Here is a 23,676-nt window from a genome sequence, read left to right as displayed (position 1 = left end):
ATAGATGGATATGAAAAATTTAATAGCTTATGTGTTCCTGCTGTCGGTGATGATCGCAGGTTCCTTATTCAGCTCCTGTAAGAAGGATAAAACCGAGATAAAAACTGATTTATTATATGAAGTAACTGTGGATGGGGCCAGTGCAACTTTCAGCATAAAAACCGAAGGAGTGAGCAATTATCAATGGGATTTTGGCGATGGCAAAACTTCAACAGAGGCCAACCCAAGTCATACTTATCCAGGTAAGGGAAAATATGTTCCAACATTAATGGCTTCGGTAAATGGCAAGGCCGTGGAAGCATCAACAGTGCTGCAAATTGCCAAAGTATCTCCTGTAAAAATTAACGACAACTCCTTTGACGACTGGACCTCGGTCACTAAAAATGTGATCCCTTTAGGCTCAAAAAAGGGAATTTTTAATCTGGTAAAACTAGATTACGATGGGAACTATGTGTATTTGTATGGCGAGATGAGCGGCAAAAAAGCGGATGCGGTTATTTTTGATTTCTTTATTGATTCGGATAATAATCCGGCTACGGGCTGGCTTACCGGTACCTTTACCGATGGTGGTTATGACGTTTTGATGGAAGGTCAGCTGCTGACTGCCGGGGTTGATATTTTTTACCATACCGGGACTAACCAGAGTGACTTTTCCGGATTTAAACCACAGTCAATTGCTGAGGCTTATACGGTTGGCACCGTGAAAGAGGAAGCTGGACTTGTCAAATTTGAGGCGCGTATTGCACGTGCTAAGCTGAAAGGTTTAACGGGTACAGGGATGCGGATCGGTATCCAGGTCATTAAAAATGACTGGTCAGTAAACTTAGGCAATGCACCGGATGAAGGAACTTCAAGTTTCTTCCTGGATATGAACGAATAATTTTATACCAAAACGATTTATGGAAAAGATTTTAACTGCTGATCAGTCGGCTAAGGGACGTTTAGTGTCTTTAGATGTGATGCGCGGGATGATTATGATCCTGCTTTGCGCAGAGAGCTGCAGGGTTTATGAAGCGATCATGCACATTGATCCCGCACAACCCATGGGTGGTTTGATCACCCAGTTTTTTCATCACCCATGGCATGGACTGCGATTTTGGGATTTGGTTCAACCGGCGTTTATGTTTATGGCAGGAGCCGCGATGTACATCTCTTACAGCCGTAAATTGGAAAAAGGACAAAGCTGGGGCAATAACCTGTCGCATATCCTGATTCGCAGCTTAAAGCTTTTTATCTGCGGGGTAGCCTTGCATTGCATTTATGCAGATAAGCCCGTTTGGGAGCTTTGGAATGTGCTGACGCAATTGTCGTTCACCATGATCGTTGCTTACCTGATCATCAACAGGTCTTATACCTGGCAGCTGCTCTTTTCCATTGGCCTGTTGCTGCTTAACGAAGTTTTGTACCGCGGTCTGCTGATGCCTGGTTTCGACCAGCCTTTTGTGGAAGGGAAGAACTTTGGTGCTTATGCAGATACTTTGCTGATGGGTAAAATTAACAGTGATGGCTGGGTAACGATCAATTGCATCCCAACTGCGGCGCATACCATTTGGGGGGTCCTGGCAGGTAAACTGCTGATCTCCAGCAATGCTGTCGGCTACAAAATAAAGACCCTGGTACTCATGGGAATCATTGCGTTGCTGCTTGGTTTCATTTTGGATTTATCGGGGATTACTCCCATCATCAAACGCATCAGCACCAGTTCATTCGTATTGGTCTCGGGAGGCTGGGTGCTATTGATTTTGGCTGCAGTGTATTGGTTGGTAGATGTCAAAAACAATGTGAAATATGCCTGGATCTTTACCGTAGTGGGAATGAACGCCATATTTATTTACCTGTTCTTTGAGACGGTAGGCGTACAGTGGCTAAATGGCAAGGTGGCGATTTTCTCAGGCGACCTGTTACACCTGTTCTTAAATGTCCCCCTAAAAATAGCTGCAGTGGTTTCGGCCCTAGCGGTGCTGGTTGTCGAGTGGTTCCTGTGTTACTGGCTGTATCAGCGGAAAATCTTTTTTAAACTATAGAAACCCTATTAAACATACGATCATGATCAAAAAATATATATGGTACGCCCTTAGCATTTGTCTGGCGGTAATAGTGCTATTTGTCTCCTGTAAAAATCAGGAAGATAGCCTGGTTAAAATTGAGAAGGTAAATGTAAGTTATACGGAAAGTTCGGAAGATTTTCCGAATCCGGAGCGTGGCTTTTACCGATACTCTGAAGTGAAATCCAGTAACTATGAGGTGCTGTCGGCAGAAGAAATGAAGGGCTATCGGTCTCCTCAATCCATCCAAAGTGCAAATTACAAGGTGTCCAGTACGCTGGTTTTCAGGTATTATATCTTAGACGATGTGGTCAGTACCGCCATATCATCCTCATTTATTTCGAATATTAAAAAGGATTTTGAAGCGGCGCGAACAGCTGGTGTGAAGCTGATTCCTCGCTTTGTTTATACCGCAACCGCTAAGCCGGGGAATTGTCCGGAGGGTTTCATCTGTCCGGTATATGGTGATGCACCCAAAGCCATTATTCTGAATCATATCACACAGCTAAAACCGGTTCTTCGCGAAAATTCGGATGTGATTGCCTGTGTGCAGCTTGGTTTTATCGGAACCTGGGGGGAGCAATATTACAGCGATTTCTTTGGCGATGCCTCCAGCAATGGGGGACAGGGCAACAAATTGCTAGACAACAATTGGAAAGACCGGATCGAAGTGATCAAAGCTTTGCTGGATGCTGTGCCCGCCGACAGGATGATTCAGCTGCGCTACCCACAGATTAAGCAACGTTATGTTTATGGCATTAACTCCCTGATCAGCTCAGCAGCGCTAACAGAGAGCAACGCTTTCAATCAAAGTGATATCGCACGTTTGGGTTTCCATAATGATTGTTTTATGGCAAGCGTTAATGATTTTGGCACTTACGAAGATTATGGCAACAGTTCATCACCACGCACATCCGACGGCGCGGTCATTAACACTTTGAAGGATTACTTTAAAGCCGACAGTAAATTTGTAGTTGTTGGCGGCGAAACCTGTTCTGACGACTATAGCCCTGCTAATGATTGCGAACCTGCCGGCAAAATACAGGCAGAATTGGCATCGCTGCATTACAGTTTTATCAATGCCCATTACAACAATGCGGTTAATAACGATTGGCAGGATGGGGGTTGTATGGACAATATCAAACGTAATCTGGGCTATCGTTTTGTATTACAAACTGCTGCACTGCCTGATAATGCGGTGAAAGGTACGGTGATGAACATGACGCTGAACCTTAAAAATGTGGGCTATGCATCCCCATATAATAAACGTCCGCTGAAACTGGTACTGCGCAATACCAAAAGCGGCGAAGTTAAATCCTTCGAGCTCTCCGCAGATGTCAGGAAATGGTATTCGGGAGCCGTAACGGTTACTGAAGGTATTCCGATTCCTGCTGATTTCCCAGCAGGTGATTATGAAATGCTGCTTCAGCTGCCAGATGCTTATGCCAGCATTGCGAATAGGCCAGAGTTCAGCATCCGTTTGGCAAATGCCAATGTCTGGGAAGAGGCTACAGGCTACAATAAATTAAACCATACGGTAAAAATCAACTAAATGATCAAGGGCTATAAAATATATTTGTTATTCAGCTCCATATTTTGCGTTTTGACGCTGCCACTTTACGCGCAAACCAGTCTGACGATTAAGTCCGGCGAGCAATGGTTTGGCGGCGCGGTAAATGAAGCCCATCTGATGCCCTTTAAGGCGGGCTACAGCCTGGATATGAATGGCGATACTCGCGGAAATCAGGCTGTGCCACTTCTGGTATCTACCAAAGGGAGGTTCATTTGGAGTGAGGAGCCCTTTAAGTTCAGCTTCGAGAAAAACAGGTTGCTGATCAGTCATGCGAAAAGTACGGTCACCATTGATTCCGCAGGTAAAAATCTGAAAGAAGCGTTTAGGAATGCCTCAAAGCGTTTCTTTCCCTCCAAAAGCAAACTGCCGGATACCTTATTGTTTAGCAGACCTCAATACAATACCTGGATTGAGCTGGTTTATAACCAAAACCAACAGGATATCTTAAATTATGCCAGGGCGATCATTGACAACGGTTTCCCGCCGGGTGTATTGATGATCGATGACAATTGGGCAGACTACTATGGCCGGTTCGACTTCAGAGCAGACCGGTTTACAGACGCAGGGGCGATGGTGGATACGCTGCACCATTTGGGTTTCAAAGTGATGCTTTGGGTGAGCCCATTTGTGTCGCCGGATACGGAAGTTTTCAGGGAGTTAATGGCCAAAAAACTGCTGCTGTTAGATAATGAAGGAGCCTCCAGTATGACCTGGGCTAAAGCAGAGAAAGCCGCTATCATTCCCTGGTGGAATGGGTACAGTTCGGTCCTTGATTTTACCAATCCTGAAGCTAAGGTATGGTTCCTCAGCCGACTGGAACATATGGTCCGTACCTATCACCTGGATGGCTTTAAGTTTGATGCTGGGGATGCAGAATTTTATCCGCCGAATGCTTTGGCTTTTAAAAACGTAAGCCCGAATGAGCACAGCAGACTTTGGGGCGAAATCGGCTTATCCTATCCGCTGAATGAGTACCGTGCGATGTGGAAGATGGGGGGCGAGCCCCTGGTACAACGCCTGCGCGATAAAAAACACAATTGGGAAGACTTGCAAAAACTCATACCACACCTGATGACGGCTGGTTTATTAGGTTACCAGTTTACCTGTCCGGATATGATCGGCGGCGGAGAGTATGGTTCGTTTATTGGTAAAGATAAACTGGATGAACAGCTCGTAGTGCGATCTGCACAGTGCTCGGCATTAATGCCAATGATGCAATTTTCTGCAGCACCCTGGCGTGTGCTTTCCAAATCAAACCTGGCGGCAGTTAAAAAAGCGGTTGATATCCGCGCAAAGTATACACCATACCTGATGGAAGCGGCAAAAAAGGCAGCTATAACCGGTGAACCCATTGCCCGCAGTATGGAGTACGAATTCCCTGATCAGGGTTTTGCTGAGGTAAAAGGACAATTTATGCTGGGCAGTAAATATTTGGTGGCTCCGATGCTCGCAAGTGCTGGTGAAAAGACCGTTTACCTGCCAAAAGGCAGCTGGAAGGACGATCAAGGTAAAAAGCTGAAGGGCCCATTAATCCTGACAATTGAGGTAGCCCTGGATCGGCTGCCCGTGTTTGAACGAATTATTCCCCTGAAGGATTAGTTAAAGCTGATGAATCTGCCTATTAAAATTAAACGATAAACCAAAAACCTTTTCATTTTGAACACAATAGAAAATCTATTCGAAATTACTTCTAAATTCAGATGTCATGTGGATATCTCTACGCTGAAGTCTTATGGCACAGGACATATTAATGATACCTATCGTCTGAAGAATCTTGCGACTGAAGAGTATGATTACCTGCTTCAGAAGATCAACCATCAAGTATTTAAAAATGTCCCCAAACTGATAGAAAACATGTGCAGGGTGATTGCGCATCTTAAAAAGGAATTGCTGATTTCTGGAGAGGGCAACCCTGAAAAAGAGGTGATGACGCTCGTTGCCACAAAAGAAGGCCCATATTTTTATCAGGACAGCAATGGGGAATATTGGCGAATGTGCCATTTTCTAAAGGATACCAAGACCTACGATGTGGTAGAAACGGAACAACAGGCTTATGAAGGTGGAAAAGCCTTCGGGAAGTTCCAGTACATGCTTTGCGACCTTTCGCCCGACCTGATGTATGAGGTGATCCCTGATTTTCATCATATTGGTAAAAGGCTGGAACAGCTGGAGCAGGCAAGGGCTGAAGATCCGCTTGGCCGCGTTGCGCTCGTGTCTGAGGAGCTGAGAACCATAGATGCCAGTTCAGGATCTATGTCGTATTTTCAACAGGATGAACAGCTGCTTACTTTGCCCAGACGCGTCATCCATTACGATACCAAATTCAATAATGTGCTGTTAAATTTAGAGGACAGGGCGCAATGCGTGATCGATCTGGACACGGTAATGCCAGGCTATGTTGCCTACGACTTTGGTGACGCCATCCGTACGATCATCAATAGCACGACGGAGGATGATAAGGAATTGTCCAACATCAAACTGAATATTCCATTGTTTAATGCCTATACGAAAGGGTACCTGGAGCAGGCCAGGTTATTCATTAATGAGTGGGAGCTGAGCTCTCTGATGAAGGGGGTGCTTTTACTGCCTTACATGCAGGCAGTCCGGTTTCTGACGGATTATATCAATGGAGACCGCTATTACAAAATAGAATCCACACATCACAACCTTCAGCGTACCAGAGCACAGCTTAAACTACTGAAAGAGCTGTTTGAACATTCCGAATCTATGGAAGACAGTATTTTTAAAGAGGCCAGAAAACACCAGTTAATTAAAGATTAAAAAGATGAACAGAAGACATTTTTGTGCCAATGGATTAGTAGGATTGGCAGGACTTACCTTAATGCCTGAGGCATTATTTGCGAATACAAAAGACAAGATTCGCTTAGGTTATATCGGCGTTGGACTAAGGGGGCGGAATCACATCAGTGAAGGACTCCTTCGTTCCGATGTGGAGATTACGGCCATCTGCGATACTCAGGAAAGCTCCTTGAAATATTGCCGCGCGCAGTTTGTCAAAGCAGGGAAGAAACTTCCTGCCGAATATACTGGAGGGATTGATGCTTACAAAAAACTACTGGACCGTAAAGACATCGATGCAGTCATCATTGCTACCCCTTGGGAGTTCCACAAGGACCAGGCGATCGATGCCATGAGGGCTGGGAAATACGTAGGTTGTGAGGTGATTGCCGGTATTACTGTAGCAGACCATTGGGAGATCCTAAAGGTATATGAGGAAACAAACATCCCTTACATGACGCTCGAAAACGTGTCTTACCGCAGAGATGTGCTTGCGGTATTAAATATGGTCCGGAACAATGTTTTCGGGGAACTGGTTCACCTGGAGGGCGGGTATCAGCATGACCTAAGGCCTGTATTGTTTAATGATGGCGTAAATTTTAATGGTAAAGGCGGGGAATTTGGTCCCAATACCGTTGGTGAGGCACAATGGCGGACACAATGGAATGCCGATCGGAACGGAGATATTTATCCTACCCACGGTGCTGGTCCGATTATGAATTACATCAATATCAATTGTGGAAATCAGTTTACGAATCTGGTTTCTTTTGCTTCAAAATCCAAGGGCTTGCACCGTTATATTGAGAAAGTATCTCCAGGAAATAAGAACCTTTCTGTGAATTTCAAAAATGGAGATGTGATTACTACTATGTTAAACTGTGCAAACGGAGAAACGGTAACCTTAACTCATGATACGCATCTGCCAAGACCTTACTCTTTGGGATTCAGGGTGCAGGGAACTGAAGGTTTGTGGATGGATGTTGCGGATTCCATTTATGTAGAAGGGAAGTCCGGAACTTATGACGAGTGGGATAAAGCCAAAACATGGCTGGATAAATACGATCATCCGCTATGGAAAAAGTACGAACATTTGGCTGAGGGTGCCGGTCATGGTGGAATGGACTGGTTTGTGTTTAATGCTTTTGTGGAGTCGGTGAAACAGAAAAAACAAACTCCCATAGATATTTATGATTCCTTGACCATGAGTGTCATTACGCCGCTTTCTGAGCAATCTCTGAAAGAGGGCAATATGCCGCAAAATTTCCCTGATTTTACCAAAGGAAAGTGGAAGGATGCTCAGCCTAAATTTGCATTGGATAACAGTGGTTTTTAGCCTGGATTTCTGATGATTTAGCAGTTAAAACAGGAAAATCCTCACAGTTATGTGAGGATTTTCCTGTTTCTCGCAACCGGAAGGTCGGGACTAACGGGTTAGTGTGCTTTAAGTTTGCCGGCTATTGTCTCCAGCTTGCTTTTTAACTTGGTAATCGCGCCATGAAGAGCTAAATCATAAGTGTTTCCTAAGCTGGAAACAGCAAAAGGTTCTCTGCCTGAAATTCTTGCCTCCAATAAACAACGTTTGTCATCTAGGCCTTCTTTACTTCCATTTTCGTCTGATAAATGTACCTCTAGGCGGGAGATTAAATCATCGAATATCCCCAAGCCTTCATTGATTTGATTTTTAATTTTTTCTTCGTATTCCTGATGTATTGTTAGGTTTTTGTCGGTGTTCAGTTGAATAGTCATAGTCTCTTAGTTAAAATGTTTGTACCTACTCAACAGTAAAATCGGGTTTTGGTTTTACGCTAATAAAATTCTTTCCAAGATTTTCAAATTTCTATTTGTCTGCCGGGTCGGTGGGCGAGTGTTGGAATCATTTAACACGTTTATTCGGTTTTTAAGTCATTGAACCTTTTTGAACAATTAACATAATATTAATTCAAATATGGAGAAAAAGGGTCTGGTCAATTTGCCGAACTTAAAAGCCTGAGAAGAGTATGTTAGAATTTGGCGCCAACTTTAATAGGAAAAAGCAACGATAAATTGAGTTTTAATTATTAAATGGTGTGATATTTTATATTTCGTAGTATCCTTAAATGATTATATTTTCTAATAAATAGTTACTTTGGTGATTTAATGTATATTTAGGTATTTTTTACTTAAATATATTGCTATGGAAAGTTTGGATTTCAATCAAATGGACTGTTTTGAAGCGGGTAAAAAAGTAGCGGCTTCATGTAGCGTTGGAATTGGTTTGGCAGTAGCGGGTACGCTCGCCTTAGGACTTGCAATAGGTGGAGTTAGGTTTCGGGTAGGCTTTGGTTTATTGCATGCCGGATGGGGAGCAACAGCAATGGGTTGCTTAGGTCATTAAATTCATTTGAAATAATCAAATGATTATCGCAAATTTAATCATAAATACATGTTAAGGATATTATTAAATATTGCCATATTATTAATGTGTGCGTCAAATATTATCGTATTAATTTTTGTTGAAGGGTTTACTTTGGAAACCAGATTGTTTTCCTCCAATATTTTGTTGCTTGTGTATTGCATATTGGTCTATGGTTGTGAGTTGAAATATGGGTCTATGAGACATCTTGCTGACATAAACAATATGATACATTTCAAGTTTTCAAAATTGAAAATATCATTATTTGATTTTGTTGAATTAATAAAGAACCCCCTGATAATAACCATAATGATTCTTACTTATTCTGCAATGATTGGACGAGTCATATTTATGGATAAATCGGACCCAAGTATTGTATTCTTCAACATACTCCTGAATCTACTCTTATTCCTTACGTTTGTTAATATTCTTACATTATTGAAGACGTATCTTGGATTTGTTTCTTTTGGGATTGCCTTTCAAACGATACTCTTTGTAACTATCATAGTCATTAATTTATATGATTTTGACCAAATAAGCAGGATTGTCTATAAGCCAATTCTTTATATCGGTTTAGCCGCTTTTAATTTCTCACTTTTTTTTCTTAGAATCCTGGTTGTAAAAAATTGGATTAAATGATCTTCCTATGATAGAACTAAAAAATATTACAAAGAAATATTCAAAGCTTACGATATTTAAAAACATCAATTTAACTATTGAGTTCAATAAAACCTACAAGCTTACAGGTATTAACGGTAGTGGAAAAACTACACTTTTAAATATCATCTCTAATCTTACTCCGTTTTCATCAGGGGGATTATTTTTTAATAATAAAAAAATTGAACGATATGATGAAGAGCTTAGAAAAAAGTTGAGTTATTTCCACACTAATGCTAAATATCTTATTGATAATTACACTGTCAAAGAATATCTGTCATTCTTCATCTGACCTCCTCCCTGTAAACCGAGCATTCTAAAGTTAAGTTTTAGGCGTATTTTCATGCAATTTAATAAATTCTTGGGGAGATAAATCATCCAAGGTGCTGTGGGCCGGAAATGATTATACTCCCATCTCCAGTCTTCGATTTTGTTCTTAGCATCTTCCATATCAAGGAACCAATTTGTGGACAGACATTCATCTCTAAACTTTTTATCGCTGGAGTATCAAGCCTTTCCAGTCTTTGAGCAGCACTACGGCTTCTGCGGGGACGCTTGCTCCTAAGGTTTAACCCTTCTTCCTTATAGATCCTGTAAACACGCTTATGATTATCTGTAAATCCCTGTCTTTTAAGCAAAATAAAGATGCGCCAAAATCCATATCGAACACGAGTAAGTGCGATATCTCGTATCTTCAGTTGGTTGTTTTCCTCCTCCAACTGTCTCAGCCGACTAAGTTCACTGACACCCAAACCACCATATTTCTTTTTCCAGTTGAAGAAAGTAGCCTGAGATATCCCCATTTTTCTGCAAATCTCTTCTACACGGGTACCCGTCTCTGACTGCTTCAGCGCAAAGGCTATTTGTGCCTCGGTAAATTTTGATCTTTTCATCGCAATTATTTGTTTCAAGTTATAAATAATTGCCCTTTTTCTCTAGTTTAAATCGTTGCAGTTTTGTGGGGGGAGGTCAGAGGGGTAAGATTATGAAACACAATAATATGAGTTACCTCAATTTACATAAGATTTGGTGTTTATGGTAGAGCAGTATAGATAATGCTGTAAATATTTATAGATTTGGTTGTTAAAGGGGAAGATGTACGCTGAAAGTTTAAATAATGTCGGGGACAATGAGCTCTTGCTCCAACTGAGTGAGGGGAACAAGCATGCTTTTGATATTTTGTATAATAGATACTGGAAGCTTGTTTTTAACACTGCCTATAAAAGATTGAATGATATGGATCGGTCTCAGGATATTGCTCAGGATGTATTTGTTCAACTTTGGACCAGGGGCACAACAAAGCCAATTGAAAATCTTCCAGCTTATTTAAATGTGGCTGCTAGAAATGGTGTGTTTAAACATCTTGAGAAAGAAGGCAGATATGCAGCTCTTCCTGATACCGTAGCTGAACTGGAAGGTACGCTCGGTGAAGCCGATGCAAAAATAATGCATAAGGAGTTTCTTCAAGCCTTTCATCAGCTAATTGAGGGACTTCCTACACAACAACGTATTATCTTTAAAATGCGTTTTGAAGAAGATTTAAATAGTCAGGAAATTGCTGATAGATTACAGATTTCACCAAAAACGGTAAGAAATCAATTAGGTAAGGCATTAAATAGCCTTAGAGCCTCACTAATGCTGTTTTATGCAGTTATTCTATATTATCAGATACGATAAAAAAATGTTTTTTTACTGTTTCAAGCAGAAAAAATAAAAAATCTTAATTCTGCGTGGGCTATTTTGGGTTTTGTGACTCATATAGGTATAACACGGAGAATGAAAAGCGCTTACAAAGATTATTTTAGAGAAATTCTTACAAAATACAGGCAACAAAAGACGAGTTTGGAGGAAACGAAGTTCCTGGAAACTTATTATAATATGTTTGATGTCAATGAAGACCTTATTAATGATGAAAATGAACCATTGTTTTCTGAACTAAAAGATGACATCAAGGCAAAGATAGACCAGCGTATTGCCGGGCCAAAGCTTAAGAAGCTAAGCTATAGCTGGATCAAATACGGAGCGGCAGCAGCAGCACTGTTGTTTGTTTCTGTTTCCATTTATTTCTTTTCATATCAACAGAAAAGTGATCTTATAGCTCAAATGGATCGTGCTGTTAGCTCTGGAGGTAACAAAGCTATTCTTACGCTGGCCAATGGAAAGAAAATTGTGTTAAATGATGCCGCCAAAGGTGAAATTTCTAAGCAATCGGGTATTAGTGTCAGTAAATCCAACGATGGTGAACTGATTTATACCGTTGTTAACAGTGGAGAGGATGAACTAACCGAAAATACACAAAATACAATTTCTACGCCAAAAGGCGGGCAATATACTATCATACTTTCAGATGGTACTAAAGTGATGCTGAACTCGGCTTCCTCTGTGACCTTCCCTACCTCTTTTAAAGCAGGAGATCGTATGGTTGAATTAAACGGTGAAGCGTATTTTGAAGTGTCTAAACATAAAAATAAGCGATTCAGGGTAATTTCTGGTGTGCAGACTGTCGAGGTGTTGGGAACCCATTTCAATGTCAATGCTTATGTAGATGAACAAACCATAAAAACAACTTTGCTGGAAGGTGCTGTAAAAGTTTCTACATCTAAAAAATCCGCATTAATAGAACCAGGAGAGCAGGCGGTGCTGGATAGGGCTGATGAAAATTCTATTGCTAAACATCGTGTCAGTATAAATAAAGAAACCGCCTGGATCAATGGTATTTTCTCTTTTGAAGGTGATGATCTTAAATCTGTAATGCGACAGGTTGCCAGATGGTATGATGTCAATGTAATATATGTAGGCCCGATAAGTGAGGAAAAATATTTTGGAGAGATCTCCAGAAGCAGTAAACTTTCAGAAGTATTTAAAATACTGGAACTCAATAATGTAAATTTTGATGTTGTAGGGAAAACCATTAAAGTGTCGTATAACCAACGATCCTCCTCAGCAATAGTTCCAAAATCAATAAAATAATGAACCTAACCTTTAACCACCTAAACCAACCATAGATGATAAGAAAGCTACAATAAATCGAGAACCACAAAAGATTTGACTAAAAAACCGGAAGTATCTCACTACTTCCGGTCAAAAAAAGTCAGCAGCCAAATGTTGAGACCAGACTGCTATTTATTAACTTAATTCTATTCCAAAAGTATGAAATTAACTTTTCTTTACAACCCCGTATTTTTTATGCGGCGGGTAAAGTACAAATTACTATTAGTGATGAAATTAACTGCTATTTTATTACTGATCGGCACGATGCATATATCTGCTGCTAGCTATTCACAAAGTGTTACTGTTTCCAGGAAAAACACCACACTTGAAACCGTTTTTAGGGATATTAAAAAACAAACCGGATACCTGTTTTTCTATAGTGGGAAGGTTAACCTAAACAGGCAAATGCTAAATGTAGAATTGAAAAATGTCCCTCTGGAAGAGGCGCTTAAAGCATGTCTTACTGATCAGAATTTAACCTTTAACATAGTCGATAAGACCATTGTAGTTCGAAATGAGCTTGTTGACAATAGTATCGAAACTGCCAGCAATTGGATCGACATAACAGGGAAAGTGATTGACCCTCAAAACCATATTGGAATTCCAGGTGTAAATATTGCCATCAAAGGAAATAAAAATATTAGGGTCCAGACCAATAATAAAGGGGAGTTTAAAATCGATGCACAACCGGGAGATATACTCATCTTCACTTACATAGGGTTTAAGGTAAAGGAAGTAAAAGTAGGCGAAGCTAAGTTTATAACGGTGAGTATGGAAGATCAGGTAAACCTGATGAGCGATGTAATTGTTACCGGTTACCAAACGATAAAAAAGGAGAGTTATACCGGAAATGCCATCGTTATTCAGGGCGAAGACCTGAAAAGAACCAATCCGCAAAATGTACTAAAAGCCATTCAGACATTTGATCCATCCTTCAGATTGTTAGATAATAACCTTGCAGGATCAGATCCTAATGCCCTGCCAAGAATCAATGTCCGTGGTGCTACCGCATTACCTGGCATTCCCGCTAATAGAGACGATGTATTGGACCGGAACAATTTGACCAGTTCTTTTAACCTGCCGGCCTTTATATTGGATGGATTTGAAGTTTCCCTCCAAAAAGTAATTGACCTTGATATTAACCGCATTGCCTCCATTACCTTGCTTAAGGATGCCGCCGCAACGGCTGTTTACGGATCGAGAGCGGCCAACGGCGTTATGGTTATTAGCACGAAGGCTCCTGTAGCGGGTAAACTGCAACTGGGATATAACTATGAACTTACTTTTTCCGGACCGGACCTTTCCGACTATCAGGTGCTCAATGCGAAAGACAAAATAGCTTATGAGCAGCTTGCCGGGATGTACCAAACAGGCGGATCAAGTGGTGATACCCCACAAGATGTATTAGATGCGCAACTCTTTTCTAGGTTAAGAAATGTCGCAAGTGGTGTGGATACCTATTGGTTATCACAGCCACTTCGCAATAGCTATGCACAGAAACACTCTCTTAATGCCCAGGGAGGGGACCAGAATTTCCGTTATGGAATTGACGTCAGGTATCAGACTCAGCCAAGTGTAATGAAAGGGGCCACAAGAGATCGGTATAGTGGGGGTATGAATTTCACCTATAATCCTTCTCCCAAACTGATATTGAGAAATGATCTTTCTATCAACCAGACAAATGCTGTGAATTCTCCTTATGGCAGTTTTTCTACCTATGCCCTAATGAACCCCTATTTTCCTAAAGCGGACAGTACTGGCAGGATTATTCAGGAACTGGCGAACTGGCGTGTAAATACATTCAGAAACCAGGACAATCAGTATAAAAATGTATATGTATTTAATCCCTTGTTTGAGGCCGGTTTAAACAATTTCAATAAGGAATCCTACCTGGAAATATTAAATGCCTTTTCTGCTGATTATAAATTATCATCCAGTCTGCGCATCAAAGGATTGATCAGTTTAAATCAAACCAATTCAAAAGCTGATATATTTCGTTCACCTTCAAGCAACGAATTTTATGAGTATGCTACAGATAAGTTAAATAACAGAGGAACTTACCTATATGCAACGACAAACAGAACTGCTATTGACGGAAATTTAACCATCAATTATAACAAGCAGGTTGGAGACAATTTTTTCAATCTTGTACTTGGGGCCAATGTCCTTTCTGCCAAGTCTGATTTTAAATCTGTCGAAGCGCAGGGATTCTCTAATGATCGGTTTACCAATATCGGTTTTGCCCGGATCTATAAAGAAAATTCTAGCCCTGGGGGCAATGTGCTGATCAGCAGGACAGCGGGAGCATTCTTTTCTGGTAACTATTCCTATAAGAACAAATATCTGTTCGATGGTTCTTTTAGGATGGAAGGATCTTCTGCATTCGGATCGAATAAACGTTTTGCTCCTTTCTGGGCTGTAGGGACGGGATGGAATATACACAATGAAGATTTCCTTAAGGGATCAGCGGTAATTAGTCAATTGAGGCTAAAAGCAAGTACCGGTACACTTGGCTCTGTAGGGTTTGAGCCTTATATGTCAAGATCTATGTATGGGTACTATTCGCAGAACTGGTATTCTACCGGTATCGGAGCAGCTCAGCTAGGCTATGGTAACAGTAATTTGCAATGGCAGAAAACCAATACCTATGATGCCGGACTTGATCTCGGACTGTTTAAAGATCGCATAGTCCTTTCCCCACGCTATTACTACAAACTTACCAAAGGTCTAATTACGGATATCAGCCTTGCCCCGTCAACAGGTTTTACTACTTATAAAGAAAACCTGGGCGATATGGCGAATAAAGGATACGAGATCTATCTGACCGCTAATGCGATTAATACTTCGGGTTGGAATGTCAACATAACAGGTAACCTGGCCCACAATACCAATACATTGGTCAAACTATCCAATTCCTTAAAAGTTCTGAATAATAAGATCGACGATCTTCAGAGTGATCCTGCTTACAATGAGAATGCTGCAAATGGTTTAAAATCAATGCCTTTGCTGCGCTATAATGAAGGTCAATCGCTCAATACCATATATGCAGTGAAATCTTTAGGAATTGATCCGGAAAATGGTAAAGAGATTTTTGTAAAAAGAGATGGGACTTTAACCTACGACTATGACATTAAAGACACTCAGCCAGTGGGTGATAGCACACCTAAGGTTGCGGGTAGTGTTGGTAGTAATATCAGCTATAAGAATTTCATGGTCAGTTTTAGCTTTTACTACCGCATGGGCGGACAAATCTATAACCAGACACTGGTAGACAGAATCGAAAATGCTGATCCCCGGTTTAATGTTGATAGGAGAGCATTGTCGCAAAGATGGCTTAACCCGGGAGATCCTGCTTTATACAAAAACATACAGGATCTTTCATTAACGAGGGCAAGTTCAAGGTTTATTCAAAAAGAGAACTTAATAGACCTGCAGTCGGTTTACATGTCGTATGATTTTAAAAAGGATTTCGTACGTAAAGCTGGGTTCCAGACCTTAAGAACAGCGATTACCATGAATGATATATTCCGGGCATCGACCGTAGAAATAGAGCGGGGTATAGATTCACCTTTCGCCAGAAGCATTACATTTTCTTTACAGGCCACCTTCTAAATAACAGCCACATGAAATCATTAAAATTAGCTTATATATTTATTATCAGCTTGCTGGTTTGTACTTCATGCAAGAAATTTCTTGATGTACAGCCAGAGTCTGATGTAACAAAGGAACAATTATTTACAACCGAAGAAGGTTTCAAAGAAGCATTGAATGGGGTTTATACCTATTGTGCCACCCGCGATTTATATGGAGGTAATCTCACTGTGTCTAATCTGGATATTATGGCGCAAAATTATACGCTTACAGATCTTAACCTGCAGAAAATTGCCTCATTTAAATACACGGATCAGACGTTGATCGGCAAATATGATCAGATCTGGACGGCTTGCTACAAGGCTATCAGTAATTGTAACGCGATACTTGAAGTGATCGACCAGAAGAAATCCATTTTTCAGGATAAAAACTTTGAGTTGATCAAAGGAGAAACGCTTACACTACGTGCTTACCTGCACTTTGACTTGTTAAGGATTTATGCGCCATCATATAAAAACAATCCTAATGTTCCTGTAATCCCATATGTAACAGCCGTTTCTATAAAAAGCACCCCTTTCTCTACTGTAAGTGAGGTATTGGATAAAGCGATTGCCGACCTTTCTGCAGCTAAAATACTGCTACGAACTTCCGATCCTATTTTAAGTTCAGGATACGTGGTTGGTTATCCGGGGAAGATTTATCCAGATGGCACACCAGAAGCCAAAAAAGCAACTGAGATAAATAGTTCTTCTCTGTTTCTTCAGAACAGAAGGCACCGCATGAACTACTATACGGTCTGTGGTCAATTAGCAAGAGTTTATCTGTATAAGAATGACCTGCCAAATAGTTTGCAAAATGCCAGGGAGGTCATAGATGCTAAAAAATTCCCCTGGACCGAGAGTGCAGATTTTAACAATACAAATCCAGAACAGAGAGATAAAATTTTTTATCCGGAGCTGATTACGGCGTGGTTTGTTTCACAAGACAATAATCAGGTAGATCATTTCGCAGCCCTATTTTCAAAGAATGATGCGATGTATGTACCTTCAATTACGCAGAAGGACTTAATCTATGAAAAAGGAACAGTTGGTGCGGATGACTGGCGGAGGGCGCAATGGTTCCGCGATGTGCCATCATCCAATGATGGTGGTAAAGCTTTTTTACAGAAGTATACGACAAATTCTAGTCCCTTAAAAAACCTTCACCCAACGGTAACGCCTGGCTTACGACTATCTGAAGTGTATTACATTGCTGCTGAAGCAAGTTTTGACAGCGACCCGAACAACGCAACTGCTTTAGTGGACACGGTACGCAAACACCGTGGAATTGGTACGCCGTTGCCAAAAAACATCACAAGAACTGAATTTATGAATAAGCTTGTTGGAGAGGCAAGAAAGGAACTTTACGGAGAAAGCCAGATTTTCTTTATGCATAAAAGACTAAATAGGGACGTCATTAACACCAACGGACTGATCTATCCCGCCTCCAACAGCATTTTTGTGTCCCCAATTCCAGTTGACGAACAAGCTTACAGAAACTAAATACAGAGATTATGAAAATGAACATATTTTACGTTTTTATGCTTGGCATATTGCTACTTGCCTGTAAAAAAAACGATATATCAACTTATGAATCAGTAGATAATATTTACTTAAATTATTACGATAATAAAGGCGTTTTTGACACAGCAGCTGTTACCTATTCCTTTTCTACCAGTCCGGGATTGGCAAAAGATACTATTTGGGTGCCGGTTGTGGTTTCAGGTAAACGTCAGAAGCAGGACAGACAGTTTAATTTGACTGTTATTGATACTTCAACGACTGCAGAAAGGGATAAGCACTACGAGCCACTTAAGCCTTTTTATGTGATGCCTGCAGATTCCGGGAAAATAAATGTTCCGGTGATCATCAAAAATATTGACCAGAATTTAACAAGTAAGTCTGTTGCTTTAACATTTATGCTTGTCGGAAATGCTGATTTTAAACAGGATTTGCCGGTTAAGCTACGGACGAAAAAAATAGTTTATTCCAATAGATTGGAAATGCCTTCATGGTGGATGTTCTGGCAAGGGCAGCTGGGACAATACAGTAGAGTAACCCATCAGTTGTTCCTGATTTCGGGTGGGAAAAATCTGGTAAATCCAACATTGCCAAATGCATACCTGGAGATACCCAGAACATTGTACTATCTGGAAAATGTAAGGTTATTTGTTAAGGATCCCTTTACCTGGATAAGTAGAAATCCACAGTTGGGATATGTCCTTACCAAGCGCAAGGATGGAACTGAAGACTATGATTTTTACAATATTGCATCACCGGAGATCAAATTTTATGTAAAGTTCTTCCCTCAGGTAAACGGCTATTTCTTTATCAATGAGGCTGGGAATCAGATCATCATGTAGTTCACGTATTAAAAAAAAGATCATGAATTCGAAATATATATATATACTGGCGATCACAGCCATATTTAATACATCCTGTAAAAAGGATCTGGGGAACTATTCCTATTCACCTCCTTCAGCGCCTCTTGTAGAAGGGGTTAAGGACGTTAACTTTCCGGCTCTTACCGGCGATACACTGGTTATACAACCGAAAGTCAGTCTAGACGGAGCGGACCCGCTAAAAGATCTCAGTTTTGAATGGCGAATATTTGTACTAGAGGAACTTAAGGATATCGTTTATACTGGTTATCCATTAAAAATGCTTTATGGACTTGGTCCGGGCGAAAGACCCAGTACATTGGTTGTTACCGATAAAAGAAATGGCCTTATTTATAAGTTCAAGTTTAAGGTAACAGGCACAACACAATTTTCTACAGGCACGGTCGTATTGAGCAGTGACGGCGGCGTCGCAAAATTGTCATTCGTGAAGCCAGACAATACCGTTTTGCCAAATATTTATCAAAACATTAATAACCAGTCTTTATCGGGTAATCCGGTTCAGTTGTACTATTCAAAGCCGCTGCCTTTTCAGCTGCTAAGCAAGGAAGAATACTGGGTGTTATGCAATGATGCCATAAAGGGAAGTACAGTAGTTGATGCGAATACTTTACTACAAAAAGATAATTTCAAATCGCAGTTTTTTTTACCTCCTCCCGTAGTTTCTCCCGGATATATAGAGCCAGTGATGGGTACTATATCAAATGGGATCATCAACAATAAATTATACATTGGTGTCTCGAGTACTGCACCATTTGCACCTGATTATGGGAAGTTTGCGAATGAACAGAATGGCGATTATCAATTGTCCAGCTTTTTTACGCATGGCAGCTCATTTTATTTCGGTTTTGATAACAAAGCAAAAGCATTTGTCATTTTTGGTGGAGATGGGAGCTACCTTGATACAACCTATCTGGTTAAAGAGACCAGTATATTTAACCCTAAATCCATTGGCCTGCAAAATCTGATTTTTATGAAAGCAGGCGAGTCGGGTACTTCTTACGCTTATTTTAAGGAGGCCGACGGGAATACCTACGAATTAAAATTCAGCTACAAACTTACCGGAACTGATAAGGAAATTATTCCTGAACATAAGCGTCTGTTTAAGGGGGCATCATCGGTAAATGCAGATTCAAAATGGGTTCGTAACAACCTGAATGTATTCTATTTTTCATCGAATGATAAAATATGGAGGTATAATCCTGTAAACGAAAGTCTGACGGAACTTGAAGCCAGCTTTGGCGGTAAGAAAATTACAATGTTAAAGATAAGTGAAGATGGAAATACCCTTACAACAGGCGTAAATGGATTTGTATACACGCTTGATGTAACCGTGGGTAAAAATGGTAACATCACTAAAACTATTAGTGGCATTCCCGGTGAACCGGTTGATTTAGTAATAAGATAAAGACTATAAACACATAGATCACAATGAAAATAAAACTATTGATAATTGCTGCCTTAGCACCTTTTGTTGCAGTAGCACAAACACCTAATTTTACCATTACCGGAAAAATTGGCAACCTTAATGCACCTGCAAAGATCTATATTGACTATAGCTCAGAAGGAGAGGGGAAATCGGACTCTGCAACCTTTGTAAATGGAACTTTTAAATTTACTGGAAGTATATCGGGAATCGCTTCTTCCAGGATGACACTTTCACGCGAAGGGATCAGAGATAAAGAAATTTATGCTAGCGGTATCGGAGATGTGATTTATATGAGCTTTGGCAAGGAAAACATACACATCAGTTCTCCGGACTCATTATACAATGCAAAGTGGACGGGATCAAAAGTATATAACGAAATGAAAGCATTCGAAAAGGAAGTTGGACCGACAGTTATGACTGTGCATCATAATGCCAATGTGCAGCTGAAAATGGCTACACCTGAGCAGCAGAAAGATACTGCTTATTTTAAAATTCTTGATAAACAGGTGAAGGCGTTAAGGGTTTCCCGTGGACAAAAGATGTTGGTGTTTGCAAAAAACAATCCAAGTTCTTACTTTGCGCTGCAAGCTTTATCCGAATCTGTAAGTGGATATGGTGTGAAGTCAGACATCGCATTGCCTTTATTTAATAAACTAAGTGAGCCGCTTAGGTTATCTTATACTGGCCAGGGTCTGTATAAAATTCTAAATTCCTCTACAGTAACTGCTCTGGGCTCAAAAGCACCCGATTTTACACAAAAGGATGTAAATGGTAAATCGGTGTCCCTATCAGACTTTAAGGGGAAGTATGTATTGGTTGAGTTTTGGGCCAGTTGGTGTTCTCCATGCCGTGCTGAGAGCCCTAATTTGTTGAAACAATATGCCGTATATAAAGATAAGGGATTTGAGATTCTTGGTGTTTCTGTGGATCATGATAAGGGCAAATGGATTGAGGCTATTAAAAAAGATGGCTTAACCTGGCCTCAGGTTTCCGATCTCAAAGGTTGGGAAAGCGACGCACGAAAGGTCTACGGTATATCAGGTGTACCGGCTAATTTCTTGATCGCGCCGGACGGTAAGATCATTGGCAGTCACTTAATGGGTGAAGTGCTCAATAAAAAACTAGCTGAATTAATGAAATAGATACAATTTCTGCCACTGCATACTGCCCGGACAATAGCTTTATCATATTGCCGGGTTAGTAATGCACAACATATGATTAAAGGGTATCTTTTAAAAATCGCAAATGACCATTATTAAAAATACATTTAAAACAACAGTATTCTTGCTGTTGTTTCTGCTATCTTCCCATTCTTATGGTCAAAGTTTTCATCCCAAAAAATTAGAACAAACATTACTCAAAGCTATAGAAAAAGCCTATGGTGCCAGTGTAAGAATATGGGGTTTTGATACTTTAAAAAAGGTTCAGACAAGTGCGCAGTTTAGTGGAGTTGTTGTTAGCTCCGAAGGTCATATCTTAACAGCCGCACATGTGAATCAGCCGGGTAATACTTATTTAGTCACTTTCCCCAATGGGAAGTCGCATATTGCAAAAGGGCTTGGTGAAATTGAGTTTGCCGAAAATAAAAACTTCCCTGATGTTGCTGTCATGAAAATGATTGGAGAGGGTATTTGGCCTCAGGCCGAAATGGGCTGGTCATCTTCATTAAAGGTGGACGAACTTTGTTTAAGTATAGCTTATCCGGAAACATTAAATCAACCATCGCCAACCATTAGGTTTGGCCGGATTACGGATAAGAAAAATGAGTTTGGCTTTGTACAGTCGACGTGCATTATGGAACCTGGAGACTCCGGAGGTCCATTGTTTGATTATTTAGGACGGGTTATCGCTTTGCATAGTGCAATTGGAATCGTGGAAGATGAAAATTATGAAATCCCAGTCGATCTTTACCGGAAGTACTGGACCGCCTTAAATATCCCTAAAACCTATGGCTCCTTTCCTTCAATTGAGGATGCTATTGGCAATGATCCACATCGATCACCTATCAAGAATAGCCCTGGCCTTAAAGATAAACAGCTTAGCTTTGTGCCTCTGCCTACTCAGTTAAAGGAGAGTTGTTTACGTATCAGTAGTGTGCTAAATGGTAAAGAACAACAAGTCAATGGAACTTTATTATCCGTGTTTGCAAGGTCTACAGGTAGCGATATCAATAGCAGTCTTGTGATCAGTAAAAGTTCATTGATCGGCGATCATCCAGTTATATTAGCCGAAAACAAATCTCTTGTCCTTAAAGTTATTTCCCGTGATTCAGAAAATGACCTTGTTTTGTTGCAGGCTCTGCCCATAATTAAGGGTGGGGTACAATTAAAACAGTTTAACAGGGATAGTTTATCATTTCAGAAACTGGGTAAATTCCTGATTTCTCCACAATCAGATCACCATGATCAGATCAGTATTGTTGGCAGTCTGTATTTTAAATCTCCAAAAAGATTTAGCATTGGATATTTGGGTGCAATGGCAACATTCAAAGAGAGCAATATTGTTATTACCGCGGTGCAACCCAATTCTCCAGCAGGGGTAAGTGGTATAGAGGTGGGTGATCGGATTTTAAGTATCAATGGTATAGCGATAAATAAGCCCGAAGATTACGGAGCTGAGCTTGTGAAGTTTTGGCCATATGACCATCTTACCTTTAGAATAAAGCGTTTGGATAGTTTTTATTCAAAAAACTTAACTTTGGACGTATTTAAGGCTCCTTTGTCAAATCATCCTGCAGAACAATTCCCGGGAGGTAAAAGCATAAGACGTGACGGATTTAGCCAGGTATTTAGTCATGACGCTAAAATCAAACCTGACGAATGTGGCGGTCCCGTTTTTGATATTAACAATCGTTTTTGTGGGATTAATATCGCACGTTCCAGTAGAACAACCACACTTGTTATTCCTGCAGCCGTGATATTGCGCTTGATTGAAAATTATCAAAGTAGTCTGAAAACACGATAACAGTTAGATCTATCTTTAGAGTTTTGACCTATTTTTATCAACACAAAGTCTGATAAAAATAGGTCAAAAATGCTTAAAAAATCCGGTTTCTAGCTTGTGGGTTTTTCTCTTTAGATTCTGAATTTTAGCTAATTGTGTTTTGTGTATCGAAAAACAAGTAATATCGTATAATAACGCAAAATAAAAACCTAGAAAACTATCCCGGATTGTGTTTTAGAAGAGTTTGTATGATGCGATATTAGTTGTTACTAATGTTATATATCCCTATTCTGTCTTAAATTGGGCTCTTAGCATTTTCTCAAGTAGGTTAGCGATATTTCTATCTTAGTAGAATACATCTCTAACCTGTAAAAGCCTTACGGTACTAAATTGTTTTTGGGCAATGCGTTGGATTTCATCTTCAGATAGAAATGGGCGTTCAACAGGTTTTGATTTAAGTTTATAGCCAAAAATCGCGTCATTGTCGATCCATTTCAGGTTTAAACAAATGCGCATGATCTTGCCGAAATTTTTAAGGTATCGTATTACGGTGTTGTTCGCACAAAGGTTAAACAAAAGTAGCCTCACTCAATTTTATATGTGATTTAGGATCAAGCGGAATTCTTGGGGGGAAGGAAATAAATTCTTTCTTTTGCATTCGTAAACCAAACGAAAATTTTCATTTTGAGTCAAGCCGAGCAAACCCTGATCAGTTTATTATTACCGGAAGGTATTCTGGATTATTTTGAATTAACGCAGGTAGAAAAAGAAGGTAAGATGCTAAACATCTACCTTGAAGAGAAAAATATAGCCCCAGAT

Annotated in this window: 18 protein-coding genes and 1 pseudogene; 16 read left to right on the top strand and 3 right to left on the bottom strand. The window is 40.3% G+C overall.

Annotated elements, in window-relative coordinates; all coding sequences use genetic code 11:
• The first annotated feature begins 10 nt into the window (after positions 1-10).
• The 6 genes from H9X96_RS20800 to H9X96_RS20775 are packed head-to-tail and all read left to right on the top strand — an operon-like array spanning position 11 to position 7,750.
• Positions 11-880, top strand: a complete 870-nt coding sequence (locus H9X96_RS20800; protein WP_187668136.1) for a PKD domain-containing protein — start codon at positions 11-13, stop codon at positions 878-880.
• Positions 881-899: 19 nt separating this feature from the next.
• On the top strand, positions 900-2,024 hold the full coding sequence (locus H9X96_RS20795) for an acyltransferase family protein (RefSeq protein WP_187668135.1): 1,125 nt from the start codon (positions 900-902) through the stop codon (positions 2,022-2,024).
• Positions 2,025-2,046: 22 nt separating this feature from the next.
• Entirely contained in the window at positions 2,047-3,597 is a 1,551-nt protein-coding gene (locus tag H9X96_RS20790) for a DUF4832 domain-containing protein (protein WP_187668134.1), read from the top strand.
• Positions 3,598-5,217 (top strand): glycoside hydrolase family 31 protein, encoded by a 1,620-nt coding sequence (locus H9X96_RS20785; protein WP_187668133.1) that lies wholly within the window; start codon positions 3,598-3,600, stop codon positions 5,215-5,217.
• Between the two features lie 57 nt (positions 5,218-5,274).
• The gene (locus H9X96_RS20780) at positions 5,275-6,399 is read left to right on the top strand and encodes a phosphotransferase enzyme family protein (protein WP_187668132.1); all 1,125 of its coding nucleotides are present in this window, start codon (positions 5,275-5,277) and stop codon (positions 6,397-6,399) included.
• Positions 6,400-6,403: 4 nt separating this feature from the next.
• Positions 6,404-7,750, top strand: a complete 1,347-nt coding sequence (locus H9X96_RS20775) for a Gfo/Idh/MocA family protein (RefSeq protein WP_187668131.1) — start codon at positions 6,404-6,406, stop codon at positions 7,748-7,750.
• Positions 7,751-7,848: 98 nt separating this feature from the next.
• On the opposite strand, the gene H9X96_RS20770 is transcribed toward H9X96_RS20775, so the two are convergent.
• The gene (locus H9X96_RS20770; protein ID WP_187668130.1) at positions 7,849-8,163 is read right to left on the bottom strand and encodes an HPF/RaiA family ribosome-associated protein; all 315 of its coding nucleotides are present in this window, start codon (positions 8,161-8,163) and stop codon (positions 7,849-7,851) included.
• A gap of 427 nt (positions 8,164-8,590) precedes the next feature.
• On the opposite strand from H9X96_RS20770, the gene H9X96_RS20765 reads away from it, so the two are divergent.
• Both H9X96_RS20765 and H9X96_RS20760 read left to right on the top strand, forming a co-directional pair.
• Entirely contained in the window at positions 8,591-8,791 is a 201-nt protein-coding gene (locus H9X96_RS20765) for a hypothetical protein (protein ID WP_187668129.1), read from the top strand.
• A gap of 664 nt (positions 8,792-9,455) precedes the next feature.
• The gene (locus H9X96_RS20760; protein WP_187668128.1) at positions 9,456-9,758 is read left to right on the top strand and encodes an ATP-binding cassette domain-containing protein; all 303 of its coding nucleotides are present in this window, start codon (positions 9,456-9,458) and stop codon (positions 9,756-9,758) included.
• 30 nt (positions 9,759-9,788) lie between these two features.
• On the opposite strand, the pseudogene H9X96_RS20755 reads toward H9X96_RS20760, so the two are convergent.
• A pseudogene (locus H9X96_RS20755) lies at positions 9,789-10,359 on the bottom strand (transposase).
• Positions 10,360-10,561: 202 nt separating this feature from the next.
• On the opposite strand from H9X96_RS20755, the gene H9X96_RS20750 reads away from it, so the two are divergent.
• The 8 genes from H9X96_RS20750 (at position 10,562) to H9X96_RS20715 (ending at position 22,878) form a co-directional block, all read left to right on the top strand.
• Complete coding sequence (locus H9X96_RS20750; protein ID WP_187668127.1) at positions 10,562-11,143, top strand: RNA polymerase sigma factor; 582 nt, start codon at positions 10,562-10,564, stop codon at positions 11,141-11,143.
• A 99-nt stretch (positions 11,144-11,242) separates the two neighbouring features.
• The gene (locus tag H9X96_RS20745) at positions 11,243-12,436 is read left to right on the top strand and encodes a FecR family protein (protein WP_187668126.1); all 1,194 of its coding nucleotides are present in this window, start codon (positions 11,243-11,245) and stop codon (positions 12,434-12,436) included.
• A gap of 249 nt (positions 12,437-12,685) precedes the next feature.
• Complete coding sequence (locus tag H9X96_RS20740; RefSeq protein ID WP_255431194.1) at positions 12,686-16,069, top strand: SusC/RagA family TonB-linked outer membrane protein; 3,384 nt, start codon at positions 12,686-12,688, stop codon at positions 16,067-16,069.
• A gap of 11 nt (positions 16,070-16,080) precedes the next feature.
• Positions 16,081-17,589 carry a RagB/SusD family nutrient uptake outer membrane protein gene (locus tag H9X96_RS20735; RefSeq protein WP_187668124.1) on the top strand — a complete coding sequence of 503 codons (1,509 nt, stop codon included), beginning with the start codon at positions 16,081-16,083 and terminating at the stop codon, positions 17,587-17,589.
• Between the two features lie 11 nt (positions 17,590-17,600).
• Complete coding sequence (locus H9X96_RS20730; protein ID WP_187668123.1) at positions 17,601-18,449, top strand: DUF4843 domain-containing protein; 849 nt, start codon at positions 17,601-17,603, stop codon at positions 18,447-18,449.
• Positions 18,450-18,471: 22 nt separating this feature from the next.
• Positions 18,472-19,893: a PKD-like family lipoprotein gene (locus tag H9X96_RS20725; protein WP_187668122.1), complete on the top strand. Its 1,422-nt coding sequence runs from the start codon at positions 18,472-18,474 to the stop codon at positions 19,891-19,893.
• A gap of 23 nt (positions 19,894-19,916) precedes the next feature.
• Positions 19,917-21,056, top strand: coding sequence for a TlpA disulfide reductase family protein (locus tag H9X96_RS20720; RefSeq protein WP_187668121.1), 1,140 nt, complete (start codon positions 19,917-19,919; stop codon positions 21,054-21,056).
• A gap of 103 nt (positions 21,057-21,159) precedes the next feature.
• Positions 21,160-22,878: a trypsin-like peptidase domain-containing protein gene (locus tag H9X96_RS20715; RefSeq protein WP_187668120.1), complete on the top strand. Its 1,719-nt coding sequence runs from the start codon at positions 21,160-21,162 to the stop codon at positions 22,876-22,878.
• Between the two features lie 324 nt (positions 22,879-23,202).
• Here the strand turns inward: H9X96_RS20715 and H9X96_RS20710 are convergent, their stop codons facing one another.
• Positions 23,203-23,373, bottom strand: a complete 171-nt coding sequence (locus H9X96_RS20710) for a hypothetical protein (RefSeq protein WP_187668119.1) — start codon at positions 23,371-23,373, stop codon at positions 23,203-23,205.
• Positions 23,374-23,676 lie beyond the last annotated feature (303 nt).

The sequence above is a fragment of the Pedobacter sp. N36a genome, from assembly GCF_014472395.1.
In the GTDB taxonomy this organism is placed as follows: domain Bacteria; phylum Bacteroidota; class Bacteroidia; order Sphingobacteriales; family Sphingobacteriaceae; genus Pedobacter.
The sequence above is the reverse complement of the archived record's forward strand: the minus strand, read 5'-3'. Positions and strand labels throughout refer to the sequence as shown.